Annotated in this window: 15 protein-coding genes; 8 read left to right on the forward strand and 7 right to left on the reverse strand. The window is 57.2% G+C overall.

The window, feature by feature from the left end:
- Nucleotides 1-328: 328 nt before the first annotated feature.
- The 3 genes from ACQE3D_RS14165 to ACQE3D_RS14175 are packed head-to-tail and all read right to left on the reverse strand — an operon-like array spanning nt 329 to nt 4,861.
- Entirely contained in the window at nt 329-1,369 is a 1,041-nt protein-coding gene (locus ACQE3D_RS14165) for a hypothetical protein (RefSeq protein ID WP_313730016.1), read from the reverse strand.
- A gap of 49 nt (nt 1,370-1,418) precedes the next feature.
- Nucleotides 1,419-4,220: a class I adenylate cyclase gene (locus ACQE3D_RS14170; RefSeq protein WP_313730015.1), complete on the reverse strand. Its 2,802-nt coding sequence runs from the start codon at nt 4,218-4,220 to the stop codon at nt 1,419-1,421.
- Between the two features lie 41 nt (nt 4,221-4,261).
- Nucleotides 4,262-4,861, reverse strand: coding sequence for a histidine phosphatase family protein (locus tag ACQE3D_RS14175; RefSeq protein ID WP_313730014.1), 600 nt, complete (start codon nt 4,859-4,861; stop codon nt 4,262-4,264).
- A 322-nt stretch (nt 4,862-5,183) separates the two neighbouring features.
- On the opposite strand from ACQE3D_RS14175, the gene ACQE3D_RS14180 reads away from it, so the two are divergent.
- From ACQE3D_RS14180 to ACQE3D_RS14210, 7 genes are all read left to right on the forward strand, one after another.
- Nucleotides 5,184-6,269: a hydrogenase small subunit gene (locus ACQE3D_RS14180; protein ID WP_269454754.1), complete on the forward strand. Its 1,086-nt coding sequence runs from the start codon at nt 5,184-5,186 to the stop codon at nt 6,267-6,269.
- A 2-nt stretch (nt 6,270-6,271) separates the two neighbouring features.
- The gene (locus ACQE3D_RS14185) at nt 6,272-8,068 is read left to right on the forward strand and encodes a nickel-dependent hydrogenase large subunit (RefSeq protein WP_064027838.1); all 1,797 of its coding nucleotides are present in this window, start codon (nt 6,272-6,274) and stop codon (nt 8,066-8,068) included.
- 70 nt (nt 8,069-8,138) lie between these two features.
- Complete coding sequence (locus ACQE3D_RS14190; RefSeq protein ID WP_168029453.1) at nt 8,139-8,354, forward strand: hypothetical protein; 216 nt, start codon at nt 8,139-8,141, stop codon at nt 8,352-8,354.
- Entirely contained in the window at nt 8,351-9,046 is a 696-nt protein-coding gene (gene cybH / locus ACQE3D_RS14195; protein WP_071158064.1) for a Ni/Fe-hydrogenase, b-type cytochrome subunit, read from the forward strand. The genes ACQE3D_RS14190 and cybH overlap by 4 nt, the downstream gene beginning before the upstream one ends.
- Nucleotides 9,047-9,048: 2 nt before the next feature.
- A complete protein-coding gene (locus tag ACQE3D_RS14200) occupies nt 9,049-9,741 on the forward strand; it encodes a HyaD/HybD family hydrogenase maturation endopeptidase (RefSeq protein WP_313730012.1) in 693 nt (230 codons plus the stop codon).
- On the forward strand, nt 9,732-10,028 hold the full coding sequence (locus ACQE3D_RS14205; protein ID WP_313730011.1) for a HypC/HybG/HupF family hydrogenase formation chaperone: 297 nt from the start codon (nt 9,732-9,734) through the stop codon (nt 10,026-10,028). Before ACQE3D_RS14200 ends, ACQE3D_RS14205 begins: the two co-directional genes overlap by 10 nt.
- Nucleotides 10,025-10,447, forward strand: coding sequence for a hydrogenase (locus ACQE3D_RS14210; protein WP_313730010.1), 423 nt, complete (start codon nt 10,025-10,027; stop codon nt 10,445-10,447). The genes ACQE3D_RS14205 and ACQE3D_RS14210 overlap by 4 nt, the downstream gene beginning before the upstream one ends.
- 494 nt (nt 10,448-10,941) lie before the next feature.
- Here the strand turns inward: ACQE3D_RS14210 and ACQE3D_RS14215 are convergent, their stop codons facing one another.
- Genes ACQE3D_RS14215 through ACQE3D_RS14230 form a run of 4 tightly spaced genes read right to left on the reverse strand, consistent with a single transcriptional unit; the run spans nt 10,942 to nt 14,378 of the window.
- A complete protein-coding gene (locus tag ACQE3D_RS14215; RefSeq protein ID WP_313730009.1) occupies nt 10,942-11,841 on the reverse strand; it encodes a prolipoprotein diacylglyceryl transferase in 900 nt (299 codons plus the stop codon).
- Between the two features lie 28 nt (nt 11,842-11,869).
- On the reverse strand, nt 11,870-12,676 hold the full coding sequence (locus ACQE3D_RS14220; RefSeq protein WP_313730007.1) for an ABC transporter permease: 807 nt from the start codon (nt 12,674-12,676) through the stop codon (nt 11,870-11,872).
- Entirely contained in the window at nt 12,673-13,416 is a 744-nt protein-coding gene (locus ACQE3D_RS14225) for an ABC transporter ATP-binding protein (protein WP_313730006.1), read from the reverse strand. Before ACQE3D_RS14225 ends, ACQE3D_RS14220 begins: the two co-directional genes overlap by 4 nt.
- Nucleotides 13,413-14,378, reverse strand: coding sequence for a PQQ-dependent catabolism-associated beta-propeller protein (locus tag ACQE3D_RS14230; protein ID WP_313730005.1), 966 nt, complete (start codon nt 14,376-14,378; stop codon nt 13,413-13,415). The genes ACQE3D_RS14225 and ACQE3D_RS14230 overlap by 4 nt, the downstream gene beginning before the upstream one ends.
- A 361-nt stretch (nt 14,379-14,739) precedes the next feature.
- Between ACQE3D_RS14230 and ACQE3D_RS14235 the strand changes: the two genes are divergently transcribed.
- On the forward strand, nt 14,740-15,567 hold the full coding sequence (locus ACQE3D_RS14235; RefSeq protein ID WP_313730004.1) for an AlbA family DNA-binding domain-containing protein: 828 nt from the start codon (nt 14,740-14,742) through the stop codon (nt 15,565-15,567).
- Nucleotides 15,568-15,638 lie beyond the last annotated feature (71 nt).

The raw sequence follows: 15,638 nt of genomic DNA on the forward strand, positions 1-15,638 counted from the left end.
GCGAATTAGTTAGCGCTTACAGGCCGGTTTGAGACTGGATGCCTTGATCCGTAGTGATGCGGTGTGCGTCGGTTGGGGGGTACCTTGTTGCGGATCAATTCAAACGACGTACAGCGGCGCGTTGGAGAACAGTACGAGAAAGAATGCGGCCTCATCGACGGCCGCTCGGTCGGAAAACGGGAGACCCAGGAAAACCTCTTAGACCAACCTTTTGTCCGTTGGCGAGAAGTTCTGTTATGTCGATAAGCCGGTTGGAAGCCTCTTCAAGCGGTTGTTTTACCCGAATCGGCGTGAATCGCTCCCGACGGCGGCCGGGAGCGACAGCCCGTCAAACTAGGAAATTCAATTGCTGCACACTACCCGCCTGGCCCTGTTCGGTTAAATAGAAACCATTGCTGGCAACTTCGGCGCGCGACTGATTGTTGTCGTCTTTCAGTTGGAACGGCGTGGTCAGATGCCCCAGGTAAATCGCCCCGACATTCTTCGCCCCCAAGGCCAGCAATTGCTGACTGCCGTCGGCGTTACGCTGCCAGATTCTGAGCTTTTGATAGATAGCATCGGCGGCATCGATGAACTGGTTGCCATCCTGATCGTAATTAGCCAATTCGGCGAAGCCGTTGCCGGTCAACGCGCCGAACAATTCGGAACCGTCGTTGACGCTGCCGTCGTTGTTTTTGTCAAGCGCCAACAATCCGCTGCCGGATTTAAGCCCGGCAATCTGATCCGGCCTGCCATCGGCGTCGATATCGAATTGGAACGACGTGTTGCTCAGCTCAGCGGCCGTGCCGTCGAAGTTAATGACCAAGGGGTCTTTTTTTTGCGCGTCGCCGACCTGTATCGTGTTGCTGACTTCCGCGTAAAAGCTCCGACTCATGTTTAGGGACAGCGAAAAACTCAGGGATCGGCCATCCTGAGTGTTAATCGTACCCTCGGCACTGAACGAAGTGGTTTCGCTTTCGAAATAACTCAGCGTCTGTTGATAAGTCAGACCGCCGTTATCCGCTTGCGCGGCCGGCGCGGGTTGTTGATCTTGGTAGGTCGGCTGGTCGGTACCGGCGGTCAATTGGTCGGGACTAAAGGTTTTCAGATCGCGGCCGGTGATTTCCTTGACCATGCGCCGGATGATTTGCATCATCAAACTGTCTTTCGACTCGACCGGTGTCTCGGTATCCAGCGCCTTGGTCGCGCTAGCCTGTTTGGCTTGTTTAGCTTGACCGGCTCGACTGAGACTTAAGCGATCGTCGACCGGGCGGCGCGCTTCGTCCGAGCGTCGGTCCGGATGGCGGATGTTCAACACTTCCCGGCGATTGCTGACTTGCTGCTGCTGATGCCGGCCTTGCATTTTGATGGTGGAGTTGTCAATGATCATAAAGCCCCCTACTTCAAAAATGGTGTGATCCAGTTATCGGCGGGCCGACCTATATGTTTAATTTATCCTCGATTTTTTGTTTGAAGTTCAGAAAGTGCACGGTTTGCAATCGATCCGGCGTTTCGGCGCCCATCGCTTGACAGGGCACCTCGATCTCGGTGATGTGGAAGGGATAATTCTCGCAGGCCTTCCGGTAGCCGAGTATGTGCTGACGAACCGCGCCATAGCCGCTCGGATCGTCGAGCGGAAACCAGCGCTCGTTGCAATACACCCCCAACCGGCTAGGCGTCTCGCCGGCGATGCGCACGCTCAGTTCCATCGCGCTGGCTTTTAATTTGGGCTGGGCCGGATGGCACGAAATCACGCCTGCCGAGTTACGGTATATCTCGTAATATTTCAGGAGTGGGACCTGGGGTAAGCGATCCTGGGCAATCAAGGTCGAGAAAAATACCGAATAATGAGCCAGTACGTGCTCCGCGCCGGCGTTGGCATGCTGACGCAAATACAGCGCCCCGTGCTCGTCGACGATATAAACGCCAACATGCTTGCTGGTGACGTGGTAGAACAATTGGACCGTATCCGGCTGATTATATTGATAGAGGAACGGGATATAGGTCTGCTCCAGTACGTAATCGTCGAAAAACACCGGCGCGTAGCCGCCGTGCGGCTTGGCCAACTCTTGTAACAGCTGCGGCTGAGTGTCCAGCAAGTAATAACTCAAACGCTCGCCGCTCATAGCAAACATCGCGTACCCACCCCCGGCCGCCGTGACGTAACGCTGGTAGGGCGCGACCGGCCGATCGGCGATGGCCGTCAGTCTGGCGAAAAGCGCTTCGAGGCGGCCGACGATACTGCGGCCGCGCACCGGGGTATAGCACAATACCTGCAGTTGATCGGCCGCCGGCGGTTTGACGCCGTCGTTGAATAACTCGGTCAAGCAGGTGAAGACGCCCTCCAAGCCGCTGTAACGGTGTAAGGTTGCCTCGCCCCAAACGCTGATCGACAAGCGTTGCATCCCCAGCACGAAGCACAAACGGTTGTCGCCGTAACTGAGCGGATCGGCGCGTTCGCTCATCACCAGCTGTTTGGCATGACTGCTGTCGACCGGCAATTTTTCCCGCCAATTGACCAGCAGCAAGGTGGCTTGCACGCGGTTCGGGCGGTTATAGATAGCCAGATCGGCTTCCCGGCTCAACAAGTGACGGGTCAGAAACTGGTTTAACTCATTGAGCAACTGTTGCGCTTCGCCGCCGGCTTGCGCACTACCGCTCTCCAATACGTGCAGGTTGATGCTCTTTTTATACAGCCCGTTGATCACGGCCCAGCACAGCAATTCAAGCAGACTGTCGCCCTGTTTGATCGCCCGACCCAGCGCTAATTGCTTGGCGGACGGCCGTTCGGTAAACAAATACCAGACGGGCGCGTCGGAACCCGCCGTGACTTCCGCCGCAACCAGCAAATCCGGTTTGTTCTGCACCGCCTGGCGGGTGGACAGCACTTCGATCTTGTCGGGACGCAAATCCAACTCGACTTTCAACTTACGGCCGACCAATTTCAAATCTTGATTTTCGCGCTGCGCTTGATCCAAGGGCATACCGACGAATTGCAGAATCATTTTTAGGCATTGCTGCAACTGCTGACGGATCACCGCGTGCTCGGCGCCGGCCTTGGCGATATCCCAAAAACGCACGGTCGCCAAGTTGTCCAGCAAATCGTCGGGCCACTGCCATTGCTCGGCCACCTCCCGCAAGAAGTCCTGCTGCATCTGGCGCGCTCGGTTTTCGATCGGCGCAGCGCCGGTGCCGACGATTTTCAGGTAAAAACATTCGCGGGCCAATTCCAGGCGCCGTCCGCCGTCGATGCCGCGCAGATAGGCGTCGACCTTGCTATAGATCATCAGATAGGGATCGAGGCTATCGACGCTAAACTCGCCTTGATAAATCGCGCGCTTCATAGCCAGACACAACCACTGCGGCGTCGGAAATTCGCTGGCGTAACTTTCCATCAAAAACAGTTTCAACAGCGATTTGTGCGGGGAAGTCAGGGACTTGAAGATATGCCACAGCGTCGCGCTGGCGAACTCCGCGACCGGCACTTGATGCATGCCGCCGAAATCGATCACCTCAGGCTCGGAGACAAAACGGTTTTCGAGCAAATGCTTTACATATTGCGGATATTGATGATCCTGTTCCGGTGGCACCAGCCACCACAGCGGAATTCGGCCGGCAATATAAATAGATGTACGATAGAACTCTTCCAGCAGCAGATAGTGTTGAGTTTCCCCGCTGCTTTCCTTCGAAATCGGGGTATTTTCGCCGCGCGCGAATTGTCCGGCGTCCATCAGAAAAAAGTGGGTTTCCAGCTTTAGCGAAGCTGCCCACTTTTCGATGTCGCGGGCCTTTTGTTCCAGTTCGGCCAGTTGGTCGGCCGCCAAACCCGGCGCGTGGCACAACCAGATATCGATGTCGCTGTCCCTGGAAAAGGCCATGCTGCCAACGCTGCCCATCAGATAGATCGCATCGATCGGATGTTGGCGCAAGGCCTTGCGCTTGAACGCAAAGCCCTTGCTGAACTGCTTCGCCGCGTCCAGCGTTTGTTTGGACGGCGCGTAGTCGGGAATCCCGGCCGGCGTATCCAGCGCGATGAAACCGGGCAACAAGGGGTGATTTTGATGAAACAACAACGGCAACAATTTCAAAAACTCTTGTTGCCGCGGCTGCAGCAAACTCTGCACCCGTTGCAAGCGCTGCTGATTGAAATGCTTGAAACGTTGGACGACGGCTTGCAAATCCTTGCGGCTGATGTCTTCGCCGGGAGCGCCCAATTGAATAGCGGGAAGTCGATTGATCACGGATGCCGAACTCGCTGAGTTTGCCGTCTAGTATAGAGTCTTCAGGCCAGATGCGCTTCCAGTCTAACGAATTCGCCGCCGCCGTCCCGGTAACAAGTAAAACGGGTCAATCCGGCGTGCGGTACCGAAATCGCGAAGCCGCGCTCCACCGGCAAACCCAGCAAAACGCTGAACAAGCAGCGAATCACGCCGGCATGGCAAACCGCCAACACCCGCTGACCGGCGTGGTCGTCGATCACGCGCCGCCATCCCGCGCCGACCCGCGCCGCGAAATCGGCATAGGCTTCGCCGCCGGGTGGCGGGCAGGCGTGCGGGCGTTCGCAAAATGCCGCCCAGCGCGCGGGGTCGGACGCTTGAATTTCGGTGGCGGACCGTCCCTCCCATGCCCCGAAATCGATCTCCCGCCACTCCTGCAAAGTATGAAACGGCAAGGCTCGACGGGCGGCATAGACTTCGCCGAACCCCCGACACCGTAGTAACGGCGAACTGACCACGCTTTCCCAATCGCCGCTAGCGCAGCGCGCTTCCATGGCTTGCCAACCAAGCACGGTCAATTCGTCGTCGCGACTACCCCGGTAGACCGCGCCGCCGCAAGCCTCGCCGTGCCGGAGTAAATCGACGATGGTGATCTCGACGGTCAACGCTCGCTTCCTCGCAAAAATTCGAGATTCTACCCTAAGCGGTCAACCTTAACTTCGCCAGCCAGCTTGTCGCATACACGTCATTAAGCGCTGTCGATTGTCGATTTTGTCGTAATCTCGACAAGCTCATCGGTATTTCCCACGGGAACTTCAAGGTAATCTCGCCAAAAATCGACCGGCATGGATGTTGCGTAAGCTCTGCGGGCTTCAACCGGCCGGCCGCAGCGCCGCCGGAAAAAACAATAACCGCGAATTCGAGCCGGGACGGCCGAATCCGCCGATCCGCGCGCGCGGATCGCGTATGGCAACGCCAGGAGTGTCCATGATCGAAACCTTTTACGATGTGATGCGCCGGCAGGGCATCACCCGCCGCAGCTTCTTGAAGTTTTGCAGCCTGACCGCCGCCTCGCTGGGTTTGAGTCCGGCGTTCGCGCCGAAAATCGCCCATGCGATGGAAACCAAACCGCGGATTCCGGTGTTGTGGCTGCACGGTCTGGAATGCACCTGTTGTTCGGAATCCTTCATCCGTTCCGGCCACCCGCTGGCGAAAGACGTGATCCTGTCCATGCTATCGCTGGACTATGACGACACCATCATGGCGGCCGCCGGTCATAACGCCGAAGCCATCATTGATGAAATCGTCGAAAAATACAAAGGCAATTACATCCTGGCCGTCGAAGGCAATCCGCCGCTGGCCGAAGACGGCATGTATTGCATCATCGGCGGCAAACCGTTTGTTGAGCAACTCAAATACGCCGCCGAGAGTTGCAAGGCCATTATTTCATGGGGCTCCTGCGCTTCGTGGGGTTGCGTGCAGGCCGCCAAACCCAATCCGACCCGCGCCACGCCGGTGCATAAAGTACCGGGTCTGGCCAACAAACCGATTATCAAAGTGCCCGGCTGCCCGCCGATCGCCGAAGTGATGACCGCCGTGGTGGCCTACCTGCTGACCTTCGATAAGCTGCCCACCTTGGACAAACAAGGCCGGCCGCAAATGTTTTATAGCCAGCGCATCCACGACAAATGCTACCGCCGGCCGCATTTCGACGCCGGCCAGTTCGTCGAGCAATGGGACGACGAAGCCGCCCGCCAAGGCCATTGTCTGTACAAAATGGGCTGCAAGGGGCCGACTACTTACAACGCCTGCTCGACCGTAAAATGGAACGAAGGTACCTCATTCCCGATCCAGTCCGGCCACGGCTGTATCGGCTGCTCGGAAGACGGTTTCTGGGATAAAGGCAGTTTCTACGACCGCCTGACCGGCATCAACCAATTCGGCATCGAAGCCAATGCCGACGTGGTCGGCGGCACCGCCGCCGGGATCGTCACCGCCGGCGTCGCCGCTCATGCCGGTCTGACTGCCTTGAACCGCGCCAAACAAGCCGATAAACAACCCGGAGCCGAATAATCATGACCGTCACTGCTACCCCCAACGGTTTTCATTTGAACGACGCCGGCCGCCGCGTGGTGGTCGATCCGGTCACGCGGATCGAAGGCCACATGCGCTGCGAAGTCAATATCGACGAGGAAAACATCATCCGCAACGCGGTGTCCAGCGGCACCATGTGGCGCGGCCTGGAAGTGATCTTGAAAGGCCGCGACCCGCGCGACGCCTGGGCCTTCGTGCAACGCATCTGCGGCGTCTGCACCGGCACCCACGCCTTGACCTCGGTGCGCGCGGTCGAGGACGCGTTGAAAATCAAGATTCCGGAAAACGCCAACTCAATCCGCAACATCATGCAACTGAGTTTGCAGGCCCACGACCACTTGGTGCATTTCTATCATTTGCACGCGCTGGATTGGGTCAACCCGGTCAACGCGCTGAAAGCCGATCCGGTCGCGACGTCCGCGTTGCAACAACAAATTTCGCCGAGCAATCCCAAGTCCTCGCCCGGCTATTTCCGTGACACCCAAAACCGTCTGAAAAAATTCGTCGAATCCGGCCAGCTCGGTCCGTTCAAAAACGGTTACTGGAGCAATCCGGCCTATTTGCTGCCGCCGGAAGCCGATTTGCTGGCGGTCACCCACTATCTGGAAGCGCTGGATTTTCAAAAAGACATCATGAAAATCCGCACGATATTCGGCGGCAAGGACCCGCATCCGAACTGGCTGGTCGGCGGCGTACCGTGCGCGATCAACATCGACGGCGTCGGCGCGGTCGGTGCGGTCAACATGGAACGTTTGAACCTGATTTCGTCGATCATCGACAGAACCATCACCTTCATCGACCAAATCTACATCCCGGATTTACTGGCGATCGCCCAGTTTTACAAAGGCTGGTTGTACGGCGGCGGCATTTCCGGCCAAAGCCTGCTGTCCTACGGCGACATTCCGGATAAAGCCAACGACTATTCGGCGGCCAATCTGCTGATGCCGCGCGGCGCGATCATCAACGGCGATCTGAGCAAGGTCCACGAAGTCGATCTGACCGACCCGAAACAGATTCAGGAGTTCGTACCACACTCCTGGTACAAATACCCGGACGAAGCCGCCGGCCTGCACCCCTGGGACGGCATCACCGATCCCAATTACAAGCTCGGCTCGAATACCAAGGGCGATCGCACCCATATTAAAGAATTGGACGAATCGGCCAAATACTCGTGGATCAAAGCGCCGCGCTGGCGCGGCCACGCGATGGAAGTCGGCCCGCTGGCCCGCTATGTGATCGGCTACGCCCAGGGCAATAAGGAAATCACCGAACAAATCAATTTCGTATTGAAAACGCTGGACGTGCCGGTCAGCGCGTTGTTCTCGACGCTGGGCCGCACCGCCGCGCGAGGTCTGGAAGCCCAGTGGGCGGCCGGCAAGATGCGTTACTTCATGGACAAACTGATCGCCAACGTCAAGGCCGGCGATTTGGCGACCGCCAACGTCGAGCGCTGGGATCCGGACACCTGGCCAAGCAGCGTCAAAGGCGTGGGTTTCACCGAAGCCCCGCGCGGCGCGCTGGGCCATTGGCTGAAAATCGAAGACACCAAGATCGCCAACTACCAATGCGTGGTGCCGACCACTTGGAACGGTTCGCCGCGCGACGAGCACGGCAATATCGGCGCCTTCGAGGCTTCGTTGATGAACACCAAGGTCGAGCGCCCGGAAGAGCCGGTCGAGATCTTGCGGACGCTGCACAGCTTCGATCCTTGCTTGGCTTGTTCGACTCATGTGATGAGTCCGGATGGACAGGAACTAACCCAAGTGAAGGTGCGTTGATTAAACAATGTAGGGCGGATCAGCGCAGCGTCATCCGCCGTCATCAAATGCCGCAGTTCAGGAGAACACAATGAACAAATTTTTGGCCTCCGCCGCCTTATTATTGACTTTCAGCCAGGCCGAAGCTCACAGCCATCCCGGCATCGACAGCCTGAGCCATAGCCTGGAACACTTAATTCTGTCCTATCAACACTGGCTGCCCTATTTGGCGGCCGCTGGCTCGTTGAGCTTGGTCGCGATCGCGGCCGTCAAACGCTGGACCAACAGCCGCCGGAGCTCGAAATGAGCACGCCGACGGCTCCGGTTTACGTCTACGAATTGCCGGTTCGCCTGTGGCATTCGGTGAATGCCTTGGCCATCGTGGTGTTGGCGATTAGCGGATATCTAATCGCCTCGCCGTTGACATCGCCGGCCGGCGAAGCCTCCGAGCATTTTTTGATGGGCTATATCCGCTTCGCGCATTTCGCCGCCGGCTACGTGCTGGCGATAGGCATTGCCGGCCGGGCGTACTGGGCCTATGCCGGCAACGAGCATGCTCGGCAAATCTTTCTGCCGCCGCTGCTGAAAGCGCATTTTTGGGACGGCGTATGGTGCGAAATCCGTTGGTATTGCTTTCTGGAAAAGCAGCCGCGCCATTATGTTGGTCACAATCCCCTGGCAATCCTGGCGATGCACTTTGCCTTCGTTTGGGGCGCCTTGTTCATGATCGTAACGGGATTCGCGTTGTACGGCGAAGGTGAAGGTCAAGGTAGTTGGCAATACGCGCTGTTCAGCAGTTGGCTGCTGCCCTTGTTCGGCGACAGTCAGACCGTGCATACCTGGCATCATTTGGTGATGTGGCTCATCGTTTGTTTCGTGGTGATTCACATCTACGTGGCGGTACGCGAGGAAAAATTATCCGGACAAAGCATGCTTTCGACGATAGTCACCGGCTGGCGCGTTTTCAAGGACGACAAACCCATCGACGACGCCCATTGAACATGACCGCTACGCCGCGAATTCTGTTGCTGGGCATTGGCAACCTACTATGGGCCGACGAAGGATTCGGCGTTCGCGTCGTCGAACATCTGCGGAAGTACTACCAATTTCCCGAGCAGGTCACGGTGCTGGACGGCGGCACCCAGGGCGTGTATTTGGTGGACTACGTGCAAAACGCCGACGTGCTGGTGGTGTTCGACGCGGTCGACTACGGCCTGCCGCCGGCCACCTTGAAAATTGTCGAAGATGCGGACGTCCCCAACTTTCTCGGCGCCAAGAAAATGAGCCTACACCAGACCGGCTTTCAAGAAGTATTGGCCATGGCCCAGATGTTGGGCGACTATCCGGAACGTCTGCTGCTGATCGGCGTGCAGCCGGAAGAGCTGGAGGACTACGGCGGCAGTTTGCGGCCGAGTGTGAAGGCGCGAATCCAGCCGGCAATCGACATTGCCCTTGCCTACCTGGCCGAGTTCGGCGTGGTCGCCGATCGCGCCGACGCGCCCAAGGACTTGACCGATCCCATCCTGGACATCCAGCGCTACGAACAAGAGCGCCCGGCACCCGACCAAGCCTGCCGACTCGGCGACGAACGCATCGTGTTGTCGAATGCCTTCGAAGTGCGGCCGCCGCAAGCGTCCGAGCAACCGAGTTTACAAGTCGATGTCGACTATCGGGGGAAATACGGATGTGTATAGGCATTCCGATGCAGATCGTCGAATCGCGCGGCGAGACGGCGATCTGCGCTTATCGCGGTCAGCATAGTCAAATCGATATGATGCTGGTCGGCGAACAAGCGGCCGGCACTTGGTTGCTGGTATTTCTGGACACCGCCCGCGAAGTGCTCACGCCCGAACGCGCCACTCAAATCGGCGACGCGCTGGAAGCGATGCGGCTAGCAATGGCCGGTCAAACCGATTTCGACCATTTGTTCGCGGACCTGGTCGATCGCGAACCCGAACTGCCGGAGTTTTTACGAACATGAGTACGCCCTTGCTGGAACAGCTGCAAACCCGCCACGGCCTGCCGCTGTTGGATGCGGAGAGTTACGACTTATTCGTGCACGGTCATGACACGGTTGTGTTGTTCTTTGCCAACGATCCGCAGATGTTTCCGGAAAGTCATGACGTGGCAGTGATTTTGCCGGAACTGTTAAAAGCCTTTGCCGATCGTTTGCGCGGTGCGCTGATCGACAAATCCATCGAGCGCGAATTGCAAGCCAGATTTCGGTTTACCAGTTGGCCTTCCCTGGTATTTTTGCGCGGTGGCGAATATTTGGGCGTCATTACCGGAATTAAGGATTGGGCGGAATACGGGCAGGAATTTTCCAGGATTTTAACAAGTGAAGCGGGGCAACCGCCGCAGTTTGATCTTGGGACGGTTTGTGGTGCCGGACACGCTTAGTTCTCGATAGCACCGGGGTTGGAAATCGCATCCTTTGTTTGAACAGGATATCCGGAATTTAAAGTAAAATCCCAGCCTGGATCAAGGCGACCAACTTGAGGATTGGCGAACCATCGTGATACGCCTGATGCGTCGTTGCAAACCGGAATGCGCTCGGTGATGATTGTCCGAATCAAAATAACCAAAATTGAGGCACGGACATCGCGGACGGGATCGTTAGCTTGCCGGTAAACCGGCTCCTATCCGACTCTCGTGCCTGTTACCGATCACTAGTCCCGGCCACTTTCCTAACCACCATCCCTTTACCGCCGGTGAAGCCGTCAGGGCCTCCGGAACCGCCGCGATACTGTCCCAAATCAGTTCCACGAGTTGAGACCGGTCATTCGAGAATATCGGAGATCGGGATGTTGTTCATGCGAGTTCGCCCGCTGATTTGAAAATCCAGATGCTCGACAGAAACGGCGCTATCGGATATTGCGATCACGCAAGCTAAGCTACTTGGCCGATCTGGTATTCAATACCAAACCCAAAACACCCAACAACATTAATCCCAAAGAAATCATTTCGGCTTGAGTCGCCACGACACCCAAGAAATTCCCAACGGTGTTTACTCGGATTTGTTCTATGGAAAAACGCTCGGCGCCGCTGAGCAGCAGATAGAGCGCAAATAACCAGCCGCTTTTAAAAGGGTGTTTACGCAGCCGCCAAAGGATACCAAAGATAATACAGCCTAGTACTGTCTCGTAGATTGAGGTTGGATAGACACCCGGTGTAGCGATAGTCACGCCAACGATATTATTGTCGTAAGTCTGAGCCCAAAACCAAACCGGAAGCCAGTCGGGTTTGGCAGCCATGTTTGCTGGGATACCCCAATCTCCGTCGCCAGATAACTGGCAACCGATCCTGCCGATCGCGTATCCCAACATGATCGCCGGCGCTAACCCATCGCATAGCGTTGTAACCGAAAGCTCGTGCTTCTTCGCGTACCAAAAGCCCGCCAACGTTCCGCAAATGAGACCTCCCAAAAAAGTAAAACCGCCACGGCTGAATATCATGCCCCATGGATCGGCGATGAACTCGTTCGGATGTTCGATAATGTGGAAAACTCGCGCACCGATCAGGCCAATAATCAGCGCGAATGTAATCAAATCTGAGATGACATCTTGAGGAAAAATCGTTTGATCGACATACTGGCCTTCGTCTGATTTTATTCGCCGTTTAGCCAACCCGATACGCCCCGCCTCGTAAAGGCGTTGAACCTCCACACGCGATATCCGAATTGAAACAAGCGCGGCGATGGCAACCATCATTCCGAACGTCGGTAACGGCAACGGTAGGTCCAAACCCGTTAGTGCTTTCACCAAATCGCTTAAATAGGGAAACGCTAAACTCATACCCGACTCTCGTGCCTGTTACCGGCCATTAATCCCCGCCACCCTTCCTAACCATCATCCCCTTGCTCGGGTTGTAGCCCAAAATCGCCGCGCCGATGAACAGCAAAAACGCGACGGCGGTGAAGACTAGCGCCAATGGGTTGAACTGCTCATACAGCGCGAAGCGGATCAATTCGACGGCTTGCGAGAACGGGTTGTACTCGGCCAAGGTCGCCAGCAACGGACTGGATTCCTTGATTTTCCAGAGCGGATACAGCGCGGTGGACATGAAGAACAGCGGGAAAATCACGAAATTCATCACCCCGGCGAAGTTTTCCAGTTGCTTGATGAACGACGACAGCAGCAAGCCCAACGCGCCCAGCATCATGCCGCCCAACACCAGCGCCGGCAATATCCACAAATAGCCCGGCAGCGGCGCCTGAATGTCGTACAGCCAGGCGATGCCGAGGAAGGCATAGCACTGCAACACGCCGACCGCGGTGCCGGCGATCAATTTGCTGCACAGCAAGAACCAGCGCGGCAATGGGCAGACCATCAGCATGCGCATGCTGCCCATTTCCCGGTCGTAGACCATCGACAACGAGCTTTGCATGCCGTTGAATAGCAAGATCATGCCTAGCAGGCCGGGGGTGATGTAGACCTCGTACAGGATATAGGTTTCGTAAGGCGGACTGATCGCGATACCCAGCGCGGCACGGAAGCCGGCCGCGAATACGAACAACCACACCAAGGGTCGTACTAGCGCCGAGACGAAACGCTCGCGCTGATGCAGAAAACGCAGCAGTTCGCGGCCGACGATGCCGGCCGTGGCCCGCCAGTAATGCACTATTCTCATGCCGCCCCTCCTTTATCGGATTGGGTAAGCTTCTGAAACACCTGACCGGGATCGGCCCAGCCGGTGTTTTTCAATATCTCGGCAAGCCTGCCATTGGCCTTGATCTGGCCTTTGTGCAATACCACCAAGCTGTCGTCGGCATCGATTTCGTCGATCAAGTGCGTCGCCCACAACACCGCCAGATTTTGCTGTTTGACCAAATCGTGCACATGTTTGACGATGGCTTGCCGGCTGGGCACGTCCAGACCGACGGTCGGTTCGTCCAGCAACAGCAAGCTGGGTTTGTGCAACAAGGCGCGGGCAATCTCGACCCGGCGCTTGTGGCCGCCGTTCAGTTGCCTAACCTTTTCGCCGCGCCGTTCATACATAGCCAAACGCTCCAGCTCTTCCTGGATCCGTTTGTCGGCCTGCTTTTTGCCGATGCCGTGCAGCGCGGCGTGGTAGCGCAGGTTTTGGGTCACCGACAAATCCGGGTCCAGCGTGGTCTGTTGAAATACCACGCCCAGTTTGGCCAAGGCTTGCAGGCTTTGCTGCTTGACGTCGAAACCGCACAGCGCGATGCGCCCTTCCCGAGCATCGTAAAGCCGGGTGATCAACGCGAACAGCGTGCTTTTGCCGGCCCCGTTCGGCCCCAGCAGAATCGTGCATTCGCCGGGCTCGACCTGAAACGCCACATTATCCAGCGCCTTCTTGGCGCCATAGGCAAAGCTCAGGCCATCGATTTGCAGCGCGGCGCTCATGGCTTGACCGCCACGCCCCAGGGATAACGCCCCACCGCGATCGACTTGGTCACCTTATGGTTTTCCAAATCGATGATCGAGATGTCGTTACTGACGCCGTTGGTGGTGTACAAGCGCTTTTGATCCGGCGAGAAGGCCAGATTCCAGACCCGCTGACCGACCAGCAGATACTTCTCCACTTTGTAATTTTGGGCGTCGATCACCGCGACCCGGTTGGCCGGGCCCATCGCCACATAGCCATAGCGGCGCTGCTTGTCGATGGCGATGCCGACCGGTTGCACCAAATCGCTACTCAAGCCCGGCACCTCCAATTTAATGTTCCGGGCGATCTGCTTGGTCGCGGTATCGATAATGGTCAGCGTGCCGGCCATTTCCGAGGTCGCCCAAAGTTGCTGGCTGTCGTCGGTGAACGTTACCGCGCGGGGTCTGGCATCCACCAAGGTGTTGTCCTGGATTTGCCGGTTGGCGGTATCGATCCAGTGCAGCATGTTGGTGGTTTCAGAGGCGCTGATCGTCCATTGGTTGTTCGGACTGACCGCGATGCCCTCCGGCTCGACGCCGACCTTGATCTTGGCCACCGCCTTCTTGCCGGCGATGTCGATGACGGTGACTTCGGCGTCGTCTTCGTTGGACACATACATCAGCTTATCGTCCGGACTCAGCGCGAAGGTTTCCGGGTCTTCGCCGGACGGCAATTTGCCGATTTCCTTCAAGGTGGTGCTGTCCAGCATCCGGATCGTGTTGTCGTCGCTGGTGGCGACGAACAAGGTCTTGGCGTCGTGGCTGATCGCGATACCGCGCGGCCGTTGGCCGACCTTGACGGTTTTCAACAATTTGCCTTCGGCCGGATCGACGACGGCGATGGCATTGTCCTTTTCCAGCGTGACGAACACGGTTTCCGCCTGGACGTTGGCGACGAACAGCACGGCAAATGCCGCGCCGGCGAATTTAATCGATGGCATCGGTAATTCCTTGAAATGAGCTTGAAGAATCGGGCTCAGTGGCGGTATTGGGCATCGGGCGCGCAACGTCGAACCAACGCCGGCCAGCCACCTCGCGGCTGGGAAGTTTAACCCGAAGCCGTCGGGATTACATCCCGAGAACAACAAAGCGCCTTGGCATGTAAGCGAGTCAACGGTGGACAACTTGATGACGCGACCCACGGCTGTTCCGGCTTAGCGATTTCGGTTGACCGGGCGGCGGGCACAAAAAACCGGCGAGCCGACGACGCTAGCAAGTACAATATTCGCAAGCCGCCGCTCGCCGCCGCTTTATCCTAACCGACCGGCGCCTGCCGGCATCAGCCACTGTCCCGACGCTCCCGTGAAACGCTTCCTGCTCCAACTTCTGTATATCTGGAAACAAAAACTGAAAATCTATTTCCTGGCCGGCTGGATCGGCGCGGGCATGGGCATCTTTTTGTTGGCGCCCAGTTACGATTACATCAGTTCGCGCGAGCGCAACGCCGATCCGCTGTCGTCGATCGAATTCGTGCTGGGCCAATTCGGCGAAGTAATGACCGGCCAGATCAATCAAAACAATCTGATTCTGTTCTACGCCGAAATCGGCGCGATCCTGGGTCTGTTATCGTTGGGCTTTTATCAAATGCTGCATAGACGGCTGGTGGACCTGGACGCGCTGAAAGCCGAGTTGGAGAAAGACTTGCCGACCATCATCCGCCAGGGCGAAGGGCCGTTGCTGGAGTTTAAGTCTTCGCTGCGCTGGGACTTGCAGGAACAGCGGGTCAATAAAGCGATGGAAGGCGTGATTCTGAAAACCCTGGCGGGTTTCTTCAACAGCGCGGTCGGCGGTACCTTGCTGATCGGCGTGGCCGACAATGGCGAGATTCTCGGTTTGGCCGAGGACTTCCAGACCTTGAAAAAGCCGGATCAAGACGGATTTGAGCAAACCCTGATGACGGCGGTCTCGACCAACCTGGGCGCAGACCTGTGTCCGTTGATCCATGTGCTGTTTCATAAACTGGCCGACCGCGACGTGTGCCGGGTCATCGTCTCGCCGGCCAGCCGCCCGGTGTTTTTAACCCAAGCCGGTACGCCGAAATTGTTCGTCCGCACCGGCGGCGCCACCCGCGACCTTAACATACAGGAAGCCTTGGAATACGTTGCCGGACGCTGGAAAAGTCAGCGCTGACACTGTGTCGAATCGCGGCTAAAGCCGCTCCCACAAAGCTAGAACCGCCGTGCGCCATTTCCGCGCCGGCC

It is taken from the genome of Methylomonas sp. MS20, assembly GCF_050275925.1.
GTDB classification, from domain to species: Bacteria; Pseudomonadota; Gammaproteobacteria; order Methylococcales; family Methylomonadaceae; genus Methylomonas; species Methylomonas koyamae_A.